General features: G+C 61.2%; 15 protein-coding genes. 13 read left to right on the top strand and 2 right to left on the bottom strand.

The window, feature by feature from the left end; translation table 11 throughout:
* Positions 1–24 precede the first annotated feature (24 nt).
* The 9 genes from AC4LFW_RS05265 to AC4LFW_RS05225 all read left to right on the top strand — a co-directional run bounded on the left by AC4LFW_RS05265 (position 25) and on the right by AC4LFW_RS05225 (position 9,243).
* Positions 25–1,284, top strand: a complete 1,260-nt coding sequence (locus tag AC4LFW_RS05265) for a glycosyltransferase family 4 protein (protein ID WP_491818154.1) — start codon at positions 25–27, stop codon at positions 1,282–1,284.
* Positions 1,229–2,560, top strand: a complete 1,332-nt coding sequence (locus AC4LFW_RS05260) for a hypothetical protein (RefSeq protein WP_491820132.1) — start codon at positions 1,229–1,231, stop codon at positions 2,558–2,560. The genes AC4LFW_RS05265 and AC4LFW_RS05260 overlap by 56 nt, the downstream gene beginning before the upstream one ends.
* Complete coding sequence (locus AC4LFW_RS05255; protein WP_491818153.1) at positions 2,557–3,936, top strand: hypothetical protein; 1,380 nt, start codon at positions 2,557–2,559, stop codon at positions 3,934–3,936. The genes AC4LFW_RS05260 and AC4LFW_RS05255 overlap by 4 nt, the downstream gene beginning before the upstream one ends.
* A complete protein-coding gene (locus AC4LFW_RS05250) occupies positions 3,933–5,051 on the top strand; it encodes a glycosyltransferase family 4 protein (RefSeq protein ID WP_491818152.1) in 1,119 nt (372 codons plus the stop codon). The genes AC4LFW_RS05255 and AC4LFW_RS05250 overlap by 4 nt, the downstream gene beginning before the upstream one ends.
* Positions 5,052–5,174: 123 nt before the next feature.
* Positions 5,175–6,392, top strand: coding sequence for a glycosyltransferase family 4 protein (locus AC4LFW_RS05245; RefSeq protein WP_491818151.1), 1,218 nt, complete (start codon positions 5,175–5,177; stop codon positions 6,390–6,392).
* Positions 6,393–6,425: 33 nt separating this feature from the next.
* A complete protein-coding gene (locus AC4LFW_RS05240; protein ID WP_491818150.1) occupies positions 6,426–6,758 on the top strand; it encodes a hypothetical protein in 333 nt (110 codons plus the stop codon).
* Between the two features lie 24 nt (positions 6,759–6,782).
* A complete protein-coding gene (locus AC4LFW_RS05235) occupies positions 6,783–7,007 on the top strand; it encodes a hypothetical protein (RefSeq protein WP_491818149.1) in 225 nt (74 codons plus the stop codon).
* A gap of 122 nt (positions 7,008–7,129) precedes the next feature.
* Positions 7,130–8,128 carry a glycosyltransferase gene (locus AC4LFW_RS05230; RefSeq protein ID WP_491818148.1) on the top strand — a complete coding sequence of 333 codons (999 nt, stop codon included), beginning with the start codon at positions 7,130–7,132 and terminating at the stop codon, positions 8,126–8,128.
* A gap of 44 nt (positions 8,129–8,172) precedes the next feature.
* On the top strand, positions 8,173–9,243 hold the full coding sequence (locus tag AC4LFW_RS05225) for an acyltransferase family protein (protein WP_491818147.1): 1,071 nt from the start codon (positions 8,173–8,175) through the stop codon (positions 9,241–9,243).
* 12 nt (positions 9,244–9,255) lie between these two features.
* Here the strand turns inward: AC4LFW_RS05225 and AC4LFW_RS05220 are convergent, their stop codons facing one another.
* Positions 9,256–9,666, bottom strand: coding sequence for a response regulator transcription factor (locus tag AC4LFW_RS05220; RefSeq protein WP_491818146.1), 411 nt, complete (start codon positions 9,664–9,666; stop codon positions 9,256–9,258).
* Complete coding sequence (locus tag AC4LFW_RS05215; protein WP_491818145.1) at positions 9,659–11,134, bottom strand: ATPase domain-containing protein; 1,476 nt, start codon at positions 11,132–11,134, stop codon at positions 9,659–9,661. The genes AC4LFW_RS05220 and AC4LFW_RS05215 overlap by 8 nt, the downstream gene beginning before the upstream one ends.
* Positions 11,135–11,418: 284 nt before the next feature.
* Between AC4LFW_RS05215 and AC4LFW_RS05210 the strand changes: the two genes are divergently transcribed.
* The 4 genes from AC4LFW_RS05210 to AC4LFW_RS05195 all read left to right on the top strand — a co-directional run bounded on the left by AC4LFW_RS05210 (position 11,419) and on the right by AC4LFW_RS05195 (position 15,931).
* Positions 11,419–13,023, top strand: a complete 1,605-nt coding sequence (locus AC4LFW_RS05210) for a sensor domain-containing diguanylate cyclase (RefSeq protein WP_491818144.1) — start codon at positions 11,419–11,421, stop codon at positions 13,021–13,023.
* Between the two features lie 113 nt (positions 13,024–13,136).
* Positions 13,137–14,459, top strand: coding sequence for a 30S ribosomal protein S12 methylthiotransferase RimO (gene rimO, locus AC4LFW_RS05205; protein WP_491818143.1), 1,323 nt, complete (start codon positions 13,137–13,139; stop codon positions 14,457–14,459).
* Between the two features lie 96 nt (positions 14,460–14,555).
* Positions 14,556–15,254 (top strand): tRNA (N6-threonylcarbamoyladenosine(37)-N6)-methyltransferase TrmO, encoded by a 699-nt coding sequence (tsaA, locus tag AC4LFW_RS05200; protein WP_491818142.1) that lies wholly within the window; start codon positions 14,556–14,558, stop codon positions 15,252–15,254.
* A 77-nt stretch (positions 15,255–15,331) separates the two neighbouring features.
* Positions 15,332–15,931, top strand: coding sequence for a DJ-1/PfpI family protein (locus AC4LFW_RS05195; RefSeq protein WP_491818141.1), 600 nt, complete (start codon positions 15,332–15,334; stop codon positions 15,929–15,931).
* The last annotated feature ends 37 nt before the right edge of the window (positions 15,932–15,968 follow it).

The raw sequence follows: 15,968 nt of genomic DNA, 5'->3' as shown, positions 1-15,968 counted from the left end.
ATGATCGTCTAAGGGACGCTCGCGATGAAGATACTGATATTGCACAGCCTCTATGCCCCTCACATCGGGGGGGGCGCGGAGATCGTAGTGCGCCAGCTGGCAGAAGGGCTTCAGGCCAGGGGCTGCGAGGTGGCAGTGCTGGCGACCGGCCCGGAACCCGGCCTGCACACCGAAAGCGTGGGTGGGGTACGGGTCCACCGTGCGGGCTTGCACAACTTCTACTGGCATTTCAGCCAGAACCGACCAAATCCGTTGCTGCGCTTTGGCTGGCATTATCGCGATCGCTACAACCGCAGCATGGGCCAGCAGCTGCGCGAGGTGATCGAGCTTGAACAGCCTGACCTGGTGCTCTGCAATAACCTCCCCGGCTGGTCCATATCGGTCTGGGATGAGATCACCGCAGCTGGGCTACCCATCATCCAGGTGCTGCATGACTTCTATCTGCTGTGCCCCAAGGACACCATGTTCAACAAGGGCCGCATCTGCGTACAACAGTGCGGCATGTGCGCGGCCTTCCGCCAGCAGCACAGCGCAGCGTCCCGCCAGGTTGCGGCTGTGATCGGCGTAAGTCGCTTCGTGCTGGAACGCTTTTGCAGCCGGGGCTATTTCAGCCAGGCCACCCTGCATGTGGTACACAACAGCACACCGCCGGGCCTGGATACGCCCCCTGCGCCCCGCCCGAGCCATAGCGGACTGCTGCGCTTCGGCTATATCGGCACGCTGTCGGAAAACAAGGGGGTGGGCTGGCTGATCGAGCAGTTCCAGGCGCTATCGCTCAACGCCACGCTGGAGATCGCCGGCACCGGCAAGCACGACTATGAAGCGCAGATCAAGGCCATGGCCGATCCGAGCAAGGTCCGCTTCGTCGGCTATCAAGTCGCGGAACGCTTCATGCGCAACATCGACGTACTGGTGGTGCCCTCGATGTGGGCCGAGCCATTCGGCCTGGTCGCCATCGAAGCCTGCGCTCAGCAGCTGCCCGTCATAGCGACTCGGATAGGCGGTCTGCCGGAAATCATCCAGGACAACCACAACGGCCTGCTCTGCTCACTCGATGACCCCGATTCGCTTGGCAGGGCCATGCTTCGCCTCTACCTCGACAGCGGGCTGCGCCAACGGCTGTCGAGGCAGGCCCGCGAAAGCGTTGCACCTTTTTTGGACATGGAACGGATGCTCGATCAGTACCAGTCGATCCTGCATGCCACGCTACACGGCCGGAGAGCCCATGATGACGCCCAATACGCTGATCATTTCGCCACACAGGTCGAGCACGCTGGCGATTGACAAACCCACAGTGCTTACGCTGATCGCCGCCTCGCTACTGATCAGTGAGACCTTTGCCGGAGCTCTGCGCTACTACCTCGACATGGCTGGGGTTTCCGCCCTGCTCTACCTGCCGAAGCTGGCCTGTGTCGTGGCGGTGGGGCTGGAAATGCCACGGGCGCGAATCCAGCCGGGGGTATGGCTGGTACTGTTTGCCGCTCTGGTGTCGAGCATGCTGGCGCTGCTGCACGGTGCCACGCTGGGCAACGTGGGTTTCAGCCTGTTCATCTACACTCCGCTGCTGTTCGGACTGTTCTGCGGTCGTTATCTGGAACACCGCTTGGGCCTGCTGGGCTGGGTGATCGGTCTTTGCCTGGTGGCATCGCTGATCGGCATTGCGCTGGACATGTTCACCAGCGTGCCCTGGAAGGGCTACACCTACATGATGGGCGACGTGGAGGTAACGGCAAACAAGTCCTGGGCCTTCGGCAGCACCGACCGCCTTGCCGGCTTTGCCAGGATGTCCACCAACCTGGCGGTGATGATCGCCCTGTACAGTCTGTTTCTCGCTGCGTTCCTCAGGTCCCGGCTGCTGCGCCTGATGCTCTATCCGGTGGCGTTCGGCGCGATCATCCTGACCACCAACAAGTCCACCGCTGCGGCTTACCTGCTGACGCTGATGATGCTGTTTCTTGCAGCGTACCGCGTACCCAGCGCCGCGGCCTTCTTCGTTGCGGTGGTCATGGGCCTGGCGCTGCCGGCCGCGAGCCTGATGCTGAACATCCCGCAAAAGGAGGCGTACAGCCAGGGGCTTTTCTCGTCGTTCAACGATCGGCTGATCAATAGCTGGCCCAATTTCATCGATGTCGTTGTAGGTGAAGGCTGGGGCTGGAGCGGTGCCGGCTTCGGCGCCGTAGGAAGCAGCGCGGCGGCCTTTCCGCTGACCTGGCTGGAACTGCTGAGCATTGCGGACAATTCGGCCCTGTATCTGTGGGGCATGCTCGGCGTCTTTGGCGTACTGCTGTACCTGCTGCTGTTCGTACTGCTCCTGCGTCTGCATGACCGGGGCCCGCGCATCCGTGACGCCCTGCTGGGGATCGTGTTCTGCACCTGCCTGATCGGCTGGGCCACCGATGTCTTTGAAGTCACGACGGCCACGCTGTTTCTCGGCATGGCCATCGCCCATGTGCTGTCACCCCGGACGATGCCGGGTGGGCAACACGCCACGACCTCTCTGCCACAGCCATTTCCTGGAGTTGACCTGCACATGTCTAGATCAAGGGGCGATCAGCCATGAGCCTTCATCGTCGGTTTCACCCTCTGCTGCTGACCATTGCTATATGCGGCATCGTCATGGACTCGAGAGCAACGGAGGCTGAGGATCCATTCATCATTGGGGTCGGCTCGCATGAGCTGCACCTGCGCAACAGCCGCGATCAGGGCTTCGAATTGCTGCGTCAGGCCGGGATCGAGTCGGTCAGGACCGACGCCCACTGGGCCTTTGTCGAGCGCCAACGTGGCCAGCTCGCGCTTGAGCCGCATTGGGACGACTACCTGGCCAAGGTCAAGGCCCAGGGAATCGACAATCTTTTGATCCTTGGATACGGCAACAGCCACCACGGCAACGGTGAAAAGCCGCGTAGTGAACCCGTGCGTGCTGCCTACAACCGTTATGTGGGCTTCATTGCGCAACAGCTGCGCGGGCAGGTGCGGCATTACGAGGTGTGGAATGAATGGGACCTCGAGGATCCCGAAGACCCCGGGCTCACCCAGGACTACGCGCGCCTGGTTGCAGACGCCGCCGGCATCATTCGTCAGCGCGATCCCGACGCCAAGGTGCTCGCCGGGGCGGTGACCAGCATGGGCATCGAATCCGGTTTCGCCTTGCGCCTGGTCGAGGCCGGGGTGATGCAGTCCGTGGACGGGATTTCCCTGCACCCCTACGTCCATTGCTTCGGCCGGGGGCGGGACACACCCGAAGACTGGATCAGGTGGCTGGAAGAGGTCTCGCTGGAGTTGGCCAACGCCGCCAACCAACCGGTGCCTCTCTACCTCACGGAGATGGCCTGGCCGTCGCACAAAGGCGCGTGTGGCTTCGACGAGAGCCTGCAGGCGGCCTACCTGGCCCGCAGCTATTTCCTTGCCAAGACGCTACCCAGCGTCCGTGGTTACTGGTGGTACGACTTCAGGAACGATGGCACCGACCCACATGAGCGGGAGCACAACTTTGGCCTGCTTCGCCAGGATTACTCACCCAAGCTGGCGTACCGGGTGCTGAAAGCCATCAGCCCGATCATCCAGCACTACCAGTTTCTCGAGCGGATCGACGAACAGGAGGCAAATACCGTGCAGTTGCGGTTCGGCAACGGGGAGGACGAGCTTCTGGTCGCCTGGAGCACCGACGGAACACGCACGGTCAGTGTCACCTCACCCGGCCCGGCGGCTGGCAAGGTGGAGCTGATCGACACCGCTCAGCCTGATCAGGGAAGAACCGCAGGGAAGTCGCGCTGGCAATGCCTTGCAGACGGCAACAACTGCTCGACCCGTATCGAGCTCAGCACATTCCCCAAGATCATCAGCCTTGGCGCGCCCACTCCGGCAGCACTTGCCTATGAACAAACGAGCCAGGCATCCGAACCAGCAAACTCCAAGGACATAGGGACTTACCGATGATCGTGATCAATGCTCGTTTCCTGACCCAGGAGATGCGTGGCGTACAACGTTTCGCTGAACAGATCTGCCTGCAGCTGAAAACCCTGCGCGACGACCTGGTATTCGTCGCGCCAGACGACATCTGCCTGCACGACAGTGCCGAGCGTCTGGGGGTGCGCCGCATCGGACGCCTTCGGGGTCACCTGTGGGAGCAGCTGGACCTCCCCCTATGGCTGGCACGCAACGGCAACCCGCCGCTGGTCTCACTGTGCAACACCGCGCCGCTGGCCTACGCCAACCAGATCGCCATGCATCATGACATCACCTACCTCCGGCATCCCGAAAGCTATTCCAGAGCATTCAGAACCATGTACCGTACCCTGACGCCGCTGATGCTTGGACGGGTCAAGGCAGTGATCACCGGAAGCGAATTTTCGCGTTCGGAGATCTCGGCCCACTACGGCCATCCGGCAAGCAATATCCACATCCTGCCCAGTGCCGTGGACGAACGTTTCCAGCCCTTCTGCGTAGATGCAGATTCGCGGGGCACTGCGCCATACCTGCTTGCGGTTTCATCCCCCAGCACGCACAAGAACTTTGCCCGGATGGTCGCAGCATTTCTGCGCATTGAAGGCCACGATGATGTCGAGCTGCGTATCATCGGCGATTCCAACCGGGTCTTTTCCGGCACCCTGCACGACGTTGAAGGCAGTCGCCGGATACGCAACCTGGGCAGACTTCCCGATGAGGCGCTGGTGGAGGCTTACCAGGGCGCTGCCGCCTTCGTGTTCCCGTCGGTCTATGAGGGCTTCGGCATTCCACCGCTCGAAGCACAGGCCTGCGGTTGCCCGGTCATCGCGGCGCGAGCTGCCTCCATTCCCGAAGTTCTGGGCGAAAGCGCGCTGTACTTCGATCCCCTGGACGTCGCGGATATCACCAGAGCAATGGAGCGTATCCTCAGCGATCGGGCGTTGCGCCTGGATCTTCGCCAACGAGGCAAGGCCAACGTGGCCCGCTACTCCTGGCATACGTCGGCGCGCCAGCTGTCGCGATTGATCGACCAGATATTCACCGGTGAGCGAGAGATCAACCCAACTGACGCAACGTCATTACCGCTGCACCAACCCAAGCACTAGCCAGACGGGTTCAGGCCTATCCGGGCCAACCCTAGCGCTGTCGGCGCAGATTCCCAAGTTCGATTCTCTACTGCCGTTCCCACGGTCAGCTGCTGCTCCCACACATATAAGGAAGGCCATCGTATGAAAATCGCCATTGTTCATGACTGGCTCGTGACCTACGCCGGCGCCGAAAGGGTTCTTTCCGGCCTGCTGGATGTCTGGCCGGACGCCGACCTGTTTTCCGTGATCGACTTTCTCTCCGACGAAGACCGGGCCAACCTTGGCGGCAAGCGTGCCATAACCACCTTCGTTCAGCAGTTGCCGAAGGCGAAGACGCATTATCAGAAATACCTGCCCTTGATGCCGCTGGCCATAGAGCAGCTCGACATGTCGGGCTATGACCTGGTGATTTCCAGCAGCCATGCCGTGGCCAAGGGGGTACTCACCGGGCCGAACCAGCTCCACATCAGCTACGTGCATTCGCCGATTCGCTATGCCTGGGATCTGCAGCACCAGTATCTGCACGAGGCGAGCCTGGACCGGGGTTTCAAGGCCAAGCTGGCGCGCATGCTGCTGCACTACATGCGCATGTGGGACCAGCGCACCGCCAGCGGCGTGGACGAGTTCGTCGCCAACTCCCATTTCATTGGCCGCCGGATCAACAAGAGCTATCGACGCCAGTCGACTGTCATCTACCCGCCTGTCGATACCCAGGACTTCACCCTGTACACGAACAAGCAGGAGTTCTACCTGACCGCGTCGCGTATGGTGCCCTACAAGCGCATCCCGATGATCGTCGAGGCCTTTTCGAGGATGCCCGACAAGCAGCTGATCGTGATCGGCACCGGGCCGGAAATGGAAAAAGCGAAGGAGCTCGCAACTGCCAACATCACCTTGATGGGTTACCAGAGCTTTGCCGTACTATTGCACCACATGCAACGCGCCAAAGCGTTCGTGTTTGCAGCAGAAGAAGACTTCGGCATCGCCCCTATCGAGGCTCAGGCCTGCGGCACCCCGGTCATCGCCTATGGACGCGGTGGTGTACTGGAAACCGTGCGCGGGCTTGATCACCCGGAGCCCACCGGCGTGTTCTATGCCGAACAGACTCCCGAATCGCTAATCGCCGCCATCGACCAGTTCGAAACGGAAGCACATCGCATCCTGCCTGAAACTTGCAGGGCAAGTGCGGAGCGCTTTTCAACCGAACGGTTCAGGCATGAGATCAAGGCGTTCGTCGATACTAGGGTTCGCGAAGTCTCTTTGCTCCAAGGACAGGATGTGGCATTGGCTCGACCGATCGTGGCACCGGTAAGTGTCACCCCGGTTTACCCGACGGCGGTGCCGATGAAACACGCCTGAGTATGACCCCTATTCAAACGTGAGGTTTCAAGGATGAATGCAACAGCCGCCACTCAACGTATCCAGACAACCTGCGCACTCGGCTTCGCTCTGCTGATCAGCGGGACCACCAATGCCAGCCATCGCGCCGAGCTGTTCGATGGCCAGGCAAACCGCCAGGGTTACGAAATCTACTCGAATGACGCGACCGGCTGCCTGGCCTCCCAACGTCCACGGGTCACTATTTTCGAGCACGGCACCAGTCAAGCTGCGCCCACATGTAGCAAAGGCGCTCAGCCTGTTACGCCTCCGGCTATACGCCTTGCCCGCCCGCTGCCAGGCAGTGGCTATAACCAGTTGAACGGCAGCATCCGCTATTCATTCTGAATACGATGACCCTTCGGAGGCGTCATGGACAATATCAATTCAAACCCGCAATCGCTGGTTTATGCCGATGGCTATTCCTATACGGAAATCTTCGAGGCCCCGGAGACACCGGGAATGCCGAGCAGCCACCGGCTGATCGCCGTGTTCCACGCCTTGTTCACGAGCGACCGCGAAAGTGACGTGATTGAAGTAACGCCACCAGCCACCGAGCCCGTTGCAGCAGCGCTGGAGACAACGGCCAGAGGCTGAACCCGACAGTAGTAACTACCGCATCACCCGAATCGCCCCGCAACAACCTTCGATAGCCCCACCGGACGGACTGGATGCCTTCCGGTGCGGGCTTGTGCCCGGCAACTGCTGAGAACAACCAGATGAACACGAGAACGACTGTGGTTACCGTGACCTACGGTGATCGCCTGGCTTACCTGCAGCAACTGGTGGACCGCGCGCTCGCCTTTGACGAGATCAGCGAAGTGATCGTGGTAGATAATGCCGCGCTCGCGCCGCTCGAGAGCTTGGTGGAGCGCTGGCCTGGCAGGGTCAGAATCATTCGGCTTGGGCATAACTCCGGCTCGGCCAATGGGTATGCGGTTGCCCTCGAAGCAGCTTTGGAAAGTGGCACAGACTACATCTGGATGATGGATGACGATAACGCGCCGACAGCAGAGGCAGTGGAGATCCTGCATCGTGAAGCTCAGCGTCTCGGCCGTTTGCTCGGCCCGGAGCGTGTCGCCGTACTGGGCTATCGGGCCACGCAGCAGGCGGATGTCGCTCAGGGCGTGCCGGCGCACTATGTCCGCCAGCCGCGCTCCAGCTACTTTGGCTTTCATGTCGCCCAGCTTCCCTTCAAGGTCTGGCGTCGACTGCCCTGGGGCAAGCACCAGAGGCAGGTTCCAGCCAGCATCAGCCTGCCCTTTGCGCCCTACGGCGGCATGCTTGCGCACCGCAGCCTGTATGAGCGCATCGGCATGCCCCGAAAAGACCTGGTGCTGTATGTCGACGACACCGAATACACCCGCCGGATTACCGCCGATGGCGGCCGCCTTTACCTGTTCACCGATGCGGTAATCGACGAGCTTGAGCAGTCCTGGAACATCAAGGCGCATACGCGGAATATCTATGAAAGCTTCCTGCTTGGCGGTTCCGATTTCCGCGCCTATTACGCCGCACGCAACCAGGCCTGGTTCGACAAAAACATCTGGGCAGACAGACCCTGGCTGCACCGCCTGAACCGCGCCATTTTCCTCGCCCTGCTGAGACTGGTCGCGCGGCTGCGCAATACCGGTGATCGTCTGAAGCTGATTGAACAGGCCATTCAGGACGGGGAGAAAGGATCACTGGGTATGAACAAGACCTTCCCGCTGCGCTGATCCGCCTCGCAACCCGGCCGCAAGCACTCTTAGGAAATCTCTGGATGGGCATCGCACTGACTGACCGCGAACAGAACAATTTCGACTTTCTGCGTTTTCTTGCTGCGGCGGCCGTGGTGCTCGGTCACTGCTACTGGCTGTCGGGGATCGGTCATGCCGAGCCGGTACGGTTGTTTACCGGGAGCATGGACAGCGCGGACATCGCTGTGAACCTGTTCTTCGTCATGAGCGGTTTTCTCATCGCCGCCTCCTGGCAGAACAGCCGCAGCGCCGCGGATTTTGCGCTCAAGCGTGCATTACGCATTTTCCCTGCACTAAGCGCGTCGGTGCTGTTGACGGTATTTATCGTCGGCCCCGTAGCGACCCAGCTGTCACTAAAGGACTATCTGCTCGACAGCCAGACCCTGCGCTACCTGTCGAATATCGCGCTGATGACGCAATTCCATCTGCCCGGCGTCTTCGTGGACAATCCATTTCCCGAAACGGTCAACGGATCGGTGTGGACGCTACCCTACGAAGTGATGATGTACACCGCGCTGTTGCTGATGGGGCTACTCAAACTCTTCGGCAGGATCGCACTTGTGGTCCTGCCCATAGCGCTGGTCGTTGCTCACTTCCATGTGATGCCGGGTCTGGGCATCGACAGCGACGTCCTGCGCAAGTCTACCCGGCTGGGAATGTTCTTTTTTGCGGGTACGGCACTCTACCTGTTTCGCTCGAGCCTGCCCTGGAACTGGAAGGTCGCGCTGGCACTGCTGGCGCTTTCGCTGCTCAGCGCAGGGACCGAGCTGTGGCTGTACGTTCACGTACTGACGTTGCCCTATCTCACCATTTACCTGGCACATCTGAAGCTGCCAGCGCTTTCCCGCTTCGGCAAGTATGGCGACTATTCCTATGGCCTCTACATATACAGCTTTCCGCTGCAGCAACTGTTGATGTACTGGCTGGGGCCCGAGCTCCCGTTGCCGGCGTTCATGGCTATCAGCCTGACCGCCAGCATAGCCGTCGCCGCGCTGTCCTGGCATCTGATCGAATCGCCCGCCCTGCGGCTCAAACGCTACCTGCACAGTCGTCCTGCGCCCAGCGCAAGCTCGGATCTGACCCCGGCGCCATGAACCAGGTGTCGACTAAGGCGACGGCTCAGGCGGCTCGGCACCGCCCTCGATCAGCCGGTGTACCGTAGCCACCAGCAAGGCGAGCCCGGTACCCTTGGGCAGAAACTGATCGACCAGCTCCCGGCCCGGTATCTGTTGAGGCAGCGCGGCACTCATCATGAGGATAGGCACGTCGTCATAGGCCCGGTTGCGGCGGATCGTGCGGACCATTTCGCATCCGTTGAGCTCCGGCATCATGTAATCGGTGATGATCAGGGCAGGCTTCTCCTGCTCGAGCTTGACGAGCCCCTGCGCGCCGTTGGCTGCCTCGACCACCCTATAACCCTCGTCTTCGAGAATCATGACCATCAGTTTGCTGAGGCCGAGCTCATCCTCGACCAGCAGCACGAGTGGCGCCCGTTCTTCCGCGTGCTTGTCACGCATCCTGGCCCCCGGACGGAGGCTGGCGATGAGGCTGTCCGGTCACGACACCCTCGGTACGCTTCATCCGTTCACCTAGCTTGAAACCTTCTGCCCCAAGGTAGAACTCGTACACATAAGGATCGAAGCCGCTCTCGCGCATCTTCAGGATGGCAAGCGTGCGGTAGAGCCTCGACTCGAGTTCAGCGTACCGGAGCAGGATGATGTTTTCGGCAATGGCGGAAACCGCTGCGAACTGCAAACCATGTTCGCCGCCGACAATCTCCGCCAGTTCGGCGGTAAACACGGTGGTTACGCCTTCACAGCGAAGGATTGCGGTCAAGGTGCTGAGAAACCGGCCCAGCCGCTGCTGGTCAACCGCGGCTTGCTTGAACGCATCGACGCCATCGATGAATAGCCGTTTGACACCGCGGCGGCGGACCGCGTCGAGGATTTCCTCTGCCAGCTGGTCCTGCAGCAATTCCGTGGGCGAGCGATGAAGGACTTCCACCACGCCGCTCTCGACCATTTCCGACAGCCCTAGACCCAGCGCACTGGCTCGACGCCGCAGGCGGTGCGCGTCCTCGTAGAAGCCGAAGATCAGTCCAGGCTCGGCTTCACTGCTGTCGCAGATGAAGCTCAGCCCAAGGGTAGTCTTGCCGACACCGGTCGGCCCAACCAGCAACGTGGTTGAAGAATAAGGAATGCCGCCCTGGATGATCCGGTCAAGGCCATGGACACCTGTACTCAGGCGCTCGTCGCGCATGGGGGCCGACTCCAGCTCACCCGTGACCGCTTCGAGGCGAGGGAATACCCGGAAGCCTTCCCCCGTGATTGAGGTCATGTGTCGACCCGAGATGAAATCGCTGCCTCGGGTCTTTCGCACTTGCATGTAACGGAAGGTTCGAAACTGGTCCTGGTCGCTGCCAAGATGCAGCCAGCCGTCCACCATGGTGAACTCGGGGCTGCCGGAATTACGCTTGCTGTTGGTCAACAACAGGATGGTGCACCCGACCACGTCGGCATAGATCGACAAGTCGTTGATGAATTCCCGAAATGCGCGTTCCGACGCTGCGTTTTCTTCCAGTGCGAACAGGCCGTCGATGACAATCAGCGAGGCGTCCTGTCGCTTGCCGTTGCGGGAGAGGTATCGAAGGACGCCCTCGAGGCCATCGCTGCGCAAGATATCGAATGCGCTCTCGTACACGACCGAAGTGCCCGCGTAGCGGTTGTCCATGAAGGACATGTTCTGCAGATGGCGTAACAGTCGGTGGTGAGTTTCAGCCAGCAGCGTTACGTACAGAGAGCGCAGCCCATTCGCGGCCCAGCCGTAGCAAATCTGATTGGCCAGGATCGTCTTGCCCTCGCCTGGGCCCCCTTGAACGATATAGACGGCGCGCGGCAACAGCCCTCCCTTGAGCACAGCGTCCAGCCCGGGCACGCCGGTCGGCACATGCGACGGGCCCTTTTCCGGAATATTCGTATCGATCACAGCGGCTACCCGTTCAAGTCAATGTCCGCATGTTAACAAGGGGCCGCACCATTCGGTGCATCGCGTACAGCTTGGTCAACGCCCGTAAGGGCTCGTTCACATTCGAGGTGGCCATTCACAGGCAAGTCGTCAGCCAGCCTCACCCCTGCGATCCCACCTAGGGGCGCGCAGCGGTGCAGGCTGCCCCTTGCCGTACAGCGCCTGCCATGAGTTGTGCTGGAGCCTGCCGCACAAACCCCCTACCATGCGCGGCGACCCGAGCCCGACGCCAACACATCGAACTTATGCCTCTCGCCCCATTGTTTCGCGTGGACCTGCGCCGGCTGATCATGCTGCTGGCGATTCTCAGCGGCGTCATTGCCCTGGGCATCAGCTTCTACGCAAGCTATCAGGTGCAGCGCCAATCACTGATCGACAATACCCTCGAGGCCAATCGCGCCTATGCGGCGAAACTTGCCGACAGCACCGAGCGGTTCTTCCAGGCAGCACAGCAACAGCTTGCATACAGCGCGACGGTCATCTCAAGGGACGTCGATGACAAGCAGGCGGTGCTCGACGAAGCGGTACGCCTGGATCTGCAAACCGACAGTTTCAATGCAGTGGTCATCACCAGTGCCCAGGGCATCGTGCTGGCCACTTCACCCGATACGGGCCGTCTGGTTGGCAAGCGCCTCGACTCGCCCGGAGCCCGCCAGGCGCTTCAGGAACAGCGCCCGCTGATAAGCAGCCCCTATATGTCAGCGATCGAGACGCTCGTGGTGCTGGTGTCCCATCCGCTGTTCAGCAGTGAAGGCACTTACCTGGGGTATGTGGGGGGCGTCATCAGCCTCAAGGAAAAGAGCATCCTCAACAGCCTGCTCGGTGAGCATTACTACCAGGACGGCTCCTACCTGTACGCGGTCGATCCATTCCGTCGCCTGCTCTACCATCCGGACCCGAAGCGCGTTGGCACTGTGGTCGTTGAAAACCGCGTCATCGACGCCGTTACCGCGGGCGAAAGAGGCAGCCAGCGCGTCATCAACAGTAAAGGCGTGGATATGCTGGCCGGCTATGCTCCAGTGCCCGTCGCCGGATGGGGTATCGTGGCGCAACGACCTACGGCAGCGACCCTTCACCCGCTCGATGGGCTGATGCTCAGGGTCCTCAAGCAGACAGCACCACTGGCACTCCTGACCCTGCTTTGCGTCTGGGGCCTGGCTCGCCTGATCTCGCTGCCGCTCTGGCAGCTGGCAAGGAGCGCCAGCGAGATGGATGCGCCCGGCAGCGCCGATCGCATCCAGCGGATACGCTCCTGGTATTTCGAGGCGGCGCAACTCAAGCGGGCCATGCAGCTGGGCATCAATCTGCTGCACCAGCGTATCGGCAAGCTCAATCTCGATGCCCAGACCGACCCACTGACCGGACTGCACAATCGACGCGGACTTGCGCTTGCGCTGGACGCCCTGCGCTCCGAGCGCAGCTCTTTTGCGGTCGTTGCCCTGGACATCGATCATTTCAAGCGCATCAACGACAGCCATGGGCATGACACCGGCGATCAGGTCATCCGGCATGTTGCCCAGCTGATGCGCGCCTCTTCGCGTGATGCCGACATTCTTTGCCGAAGCGGTGGCGAGGAGTTTCTGATGCTGCTGCCATCGGCCAGCCTGGATTCGGCCCTTCTGGTCGCCGAGCGCTTGCGATGCTGCGTTGAGCAGGCGGAAATGCCTGAGGTCGGCTTTCTTACCATCTCGCTCGGCATTGCCCTCTGGCCGATGCACTCGGCGGATGTCGATCGGGTGCTCAAGCTTGCCGATACCGCGCTCTACCAAGCCAAGCACAACGGCCGCAATCGCGCTGAAGTGGCCAGAATGGACCCCCACCTACCCGAGCCTCCGCCCCAGCCGAGCTGACCCAAGACGCTGCCGTGCCGTCGAGCACTCCGCCCCCTGAGACAGGTCCGAACAGCAGCAAATAGCTGTATACTCCGGCGCCTTTTACGCATGGTGTCCTGAGGTTTAACTCGATGAGCAAAGCGCCGACAGTCGGATTCGTATCACTGGGCTGCCCCAAGGCGACGGTGGACTCCGAACGCATCCTGACCCAGCTGCGCATGGAGGGCTACCAGATAGTGCCGACCTATCAGGACGCCGACGTGGTAGTGGTCAATACCTGCGGGTTCATCGACAGCGCCAAGGCCGAATCGCTGGATGCCATCGGTGAAGCAATCGCCGAAAACGGCAAGGTCATTGTTACCGGATGCATGGGCGTCGCCGAGGACAGCATCCGCAACGTGCATCCCAGCGTATTGGCGGTCACCGGCCCTCAACAGTACGAGCAGGTGGTCAACGCTGTGCATGAAGTCGTGCCGCCAAATATCGACCACGACCCCTTCGTCGATTTGGTGCCACCGCAGGGCATCAAGCTGACTCCCCGTCACTACGCCTATCTGAAGATATCCGAGGGCTGCAACCACACCTGCAGCTTCTGCATCATCCCGTCCATGCGTGGCAAGTTGGTCAGCCGGCCGGTGGGCGACGTGCTCAGCGAGGCCGAGCGTCTGGTCAAGGCCGGCGTAAAGGAGATCCTGGTGATTTCCCAGGACACCAGCGCCTACGGCGTCGACATGAAGTACAAGACCGATTTCTGGAACGGTCAGCCAGTCAAGACGCGCATGCTGGAGCTCTGCCAGGCGCTGTCGAGCATGGGGGTGTGGGTGCGCCTGCACTACGTCTATCCCTACCCGAATGTGGATGACGTCATTCCACTGATGGCCGAGGGCAAGCTGCTTCCTTACCTGGACATCCCCTTCCAGCACGCCAGCCCGAAAGTCCTCAAGGCCATGAAGCGCCCGGCTTTCGAAGACAAGACGCTGGCCCGCATCAAGAAGTGGCGCGAAATCTGCCCGCAGCTGACCATCCGCTCGACCTTCATCGTCGGCTTCCCGGGCGAGACCGAGGACGACTTCCAGTACCTGCTCGATTGGCTCACCGAAGCCCAACTGGACCGCGTGGGCTGCTTCCAATACTCGCCCGTCGAGGGTGCCCCAGCCGAAGCAATGGACCTGGAGCCCGTGCCTGACGAGGTCAAGCAGGATCGCTGGGATCGCTTCATGGCCCACCAGCAGGCCATCAGCGCCGCCCGCCTGGAGCGCAAGATCGGTCAGGAAATCGAAGTGCTGATCGATGAGGTGGACGAGGATGGCGCGATCGGCCGCTCCTATGCTGATGCCCCGGAGATTGACGGCATGGTGTATGTCGACAGCGATCGCCCGCTGCAGCCGGGCGACAAGGTACGGGTCCGGGTCACCAATGCCGATGAATATGACCTCTGGGCAGAAACGCTCTGATGCAGGTCGATCGATAAAACGCCCCGCATGAGCGGGGCGCCTTTATCCTGGTGAAGTCACAGTAAGATGGCGGCCTTAACTCCCGACAGCCAGCACATGTCTTATTCAGTCTCGCCCATCGGCTTCGTCCGCTCCTGTTTCAAGGAAAAGTTCGCCATCCCGCGCCAGCCGCAACTGGCCCCCGCGGCGCGCGGTGTGCTTGAGCTGATCCCACCCTTCGACCAGCCTCAAGCTCTGGAAGGCCTTGAGCAGGTCAGCCATGTCTGGCTGCTGTTCCTGTTTCATCAGGCGCTCGAAGCCGAGCCGCGCTTGCGGGTACGGCCGCCGCGTCTGGGCGGCAACCGGATGGTAGGCGTATTCGCTACGCGCGCAACGCACCGTCCAAACGGGATAGGTCAGTCAGTCGTCAGGCTCGACGGGATAGAACCCGGACGACTTCATCTGAGCGGCATCGACTTACTGGACGGCACCCCGGTGCTGGATATCAAACCCTACGTTCCCTACGCCGACGCCGTTATTGAGGCCCGAAACGACCTGGCCAGTGATTCCCCTCCGCTGATCCGGGTCCGCTGGACTGAGGCCAGCCTGAGCCAGGCGCGCGCGCAGGGCCTGCGACTGGGCGAGCCGCTGGTGGAGCTGATCGAGCAATGCCTGGCGCAGGATCCGCGACCGGCCTACCAGAACCCGACAGCGGAACGTCGTTATGGCACTCGCTTCTGGGATGTCGAGGTACGCTGGCACTACCCAAACCCGCAGATCATTTGTGTCCTGGAAGTGTTGCGCGCAGCGGACTAGCCTTGGCGATGGCAAGCGTTACAGCGCTGCCCCTCCGGCGGGCTGTGCCGACGCCCACGATAAAGCACGGTGATTCCATGCCTACCTCAGTCGGCATCTATCTTTACCCAGAGGTCGAGATACTCGACTTCACCGGCCCCTACCAGGTGTTCAGCACCGCAACGCGACTGGCCGTGGGCGGAGATATGCCGCCGCCCTTCTCCACTTTCACCATCGCGGCGCGCAAGGGGCTGGTCCGGGCCAGAGGCGGCTTGGTGGTGCAACCCAACTACAATTTTGCCAATCATCCCGCCATCGACCTGCTGATCGTTCCCGGCGGCGTGGTAAACGCGGAACTGGAAAACCCGGAGGTCATACGCTGGATCGAGAAAACGTCCGCCCAGGCCGGGCTTACCGCTGCGGTTTGTACCGGCGCCTTTCTCCTGGCAAAGGCCAACGTGCTTTATGCGCATAAAGCGACCACGCACTGGGAAGACATTACCGAACTCAAGGCAATGTTTCCGCTGCTGAAGGTAGTTGAGGGCTGCCGCTGGGTAGACGCCGGCCGCTACGTGACCTCAGCCGGGATTTCGGCGGGAATCGATATGAGCCTGCACCTGGTTCAGCGAATCGCAGGACTTGAGCTCGCCGCGGCCACGGCCAGGCAGCTGGATTTCGACTGGCGCCAGAACTCCTGACGCCGAAAGATACTTTGCCGTACTGCTGCTGCCGGTA

The organism is Stutzerimonas sp. C6.4V (assembly GCF_058536345.1).
Note: the sequence above shows the minus strand (reverse complement) of the source record. Positions and strands in the feature narration are given on the sequence as shown.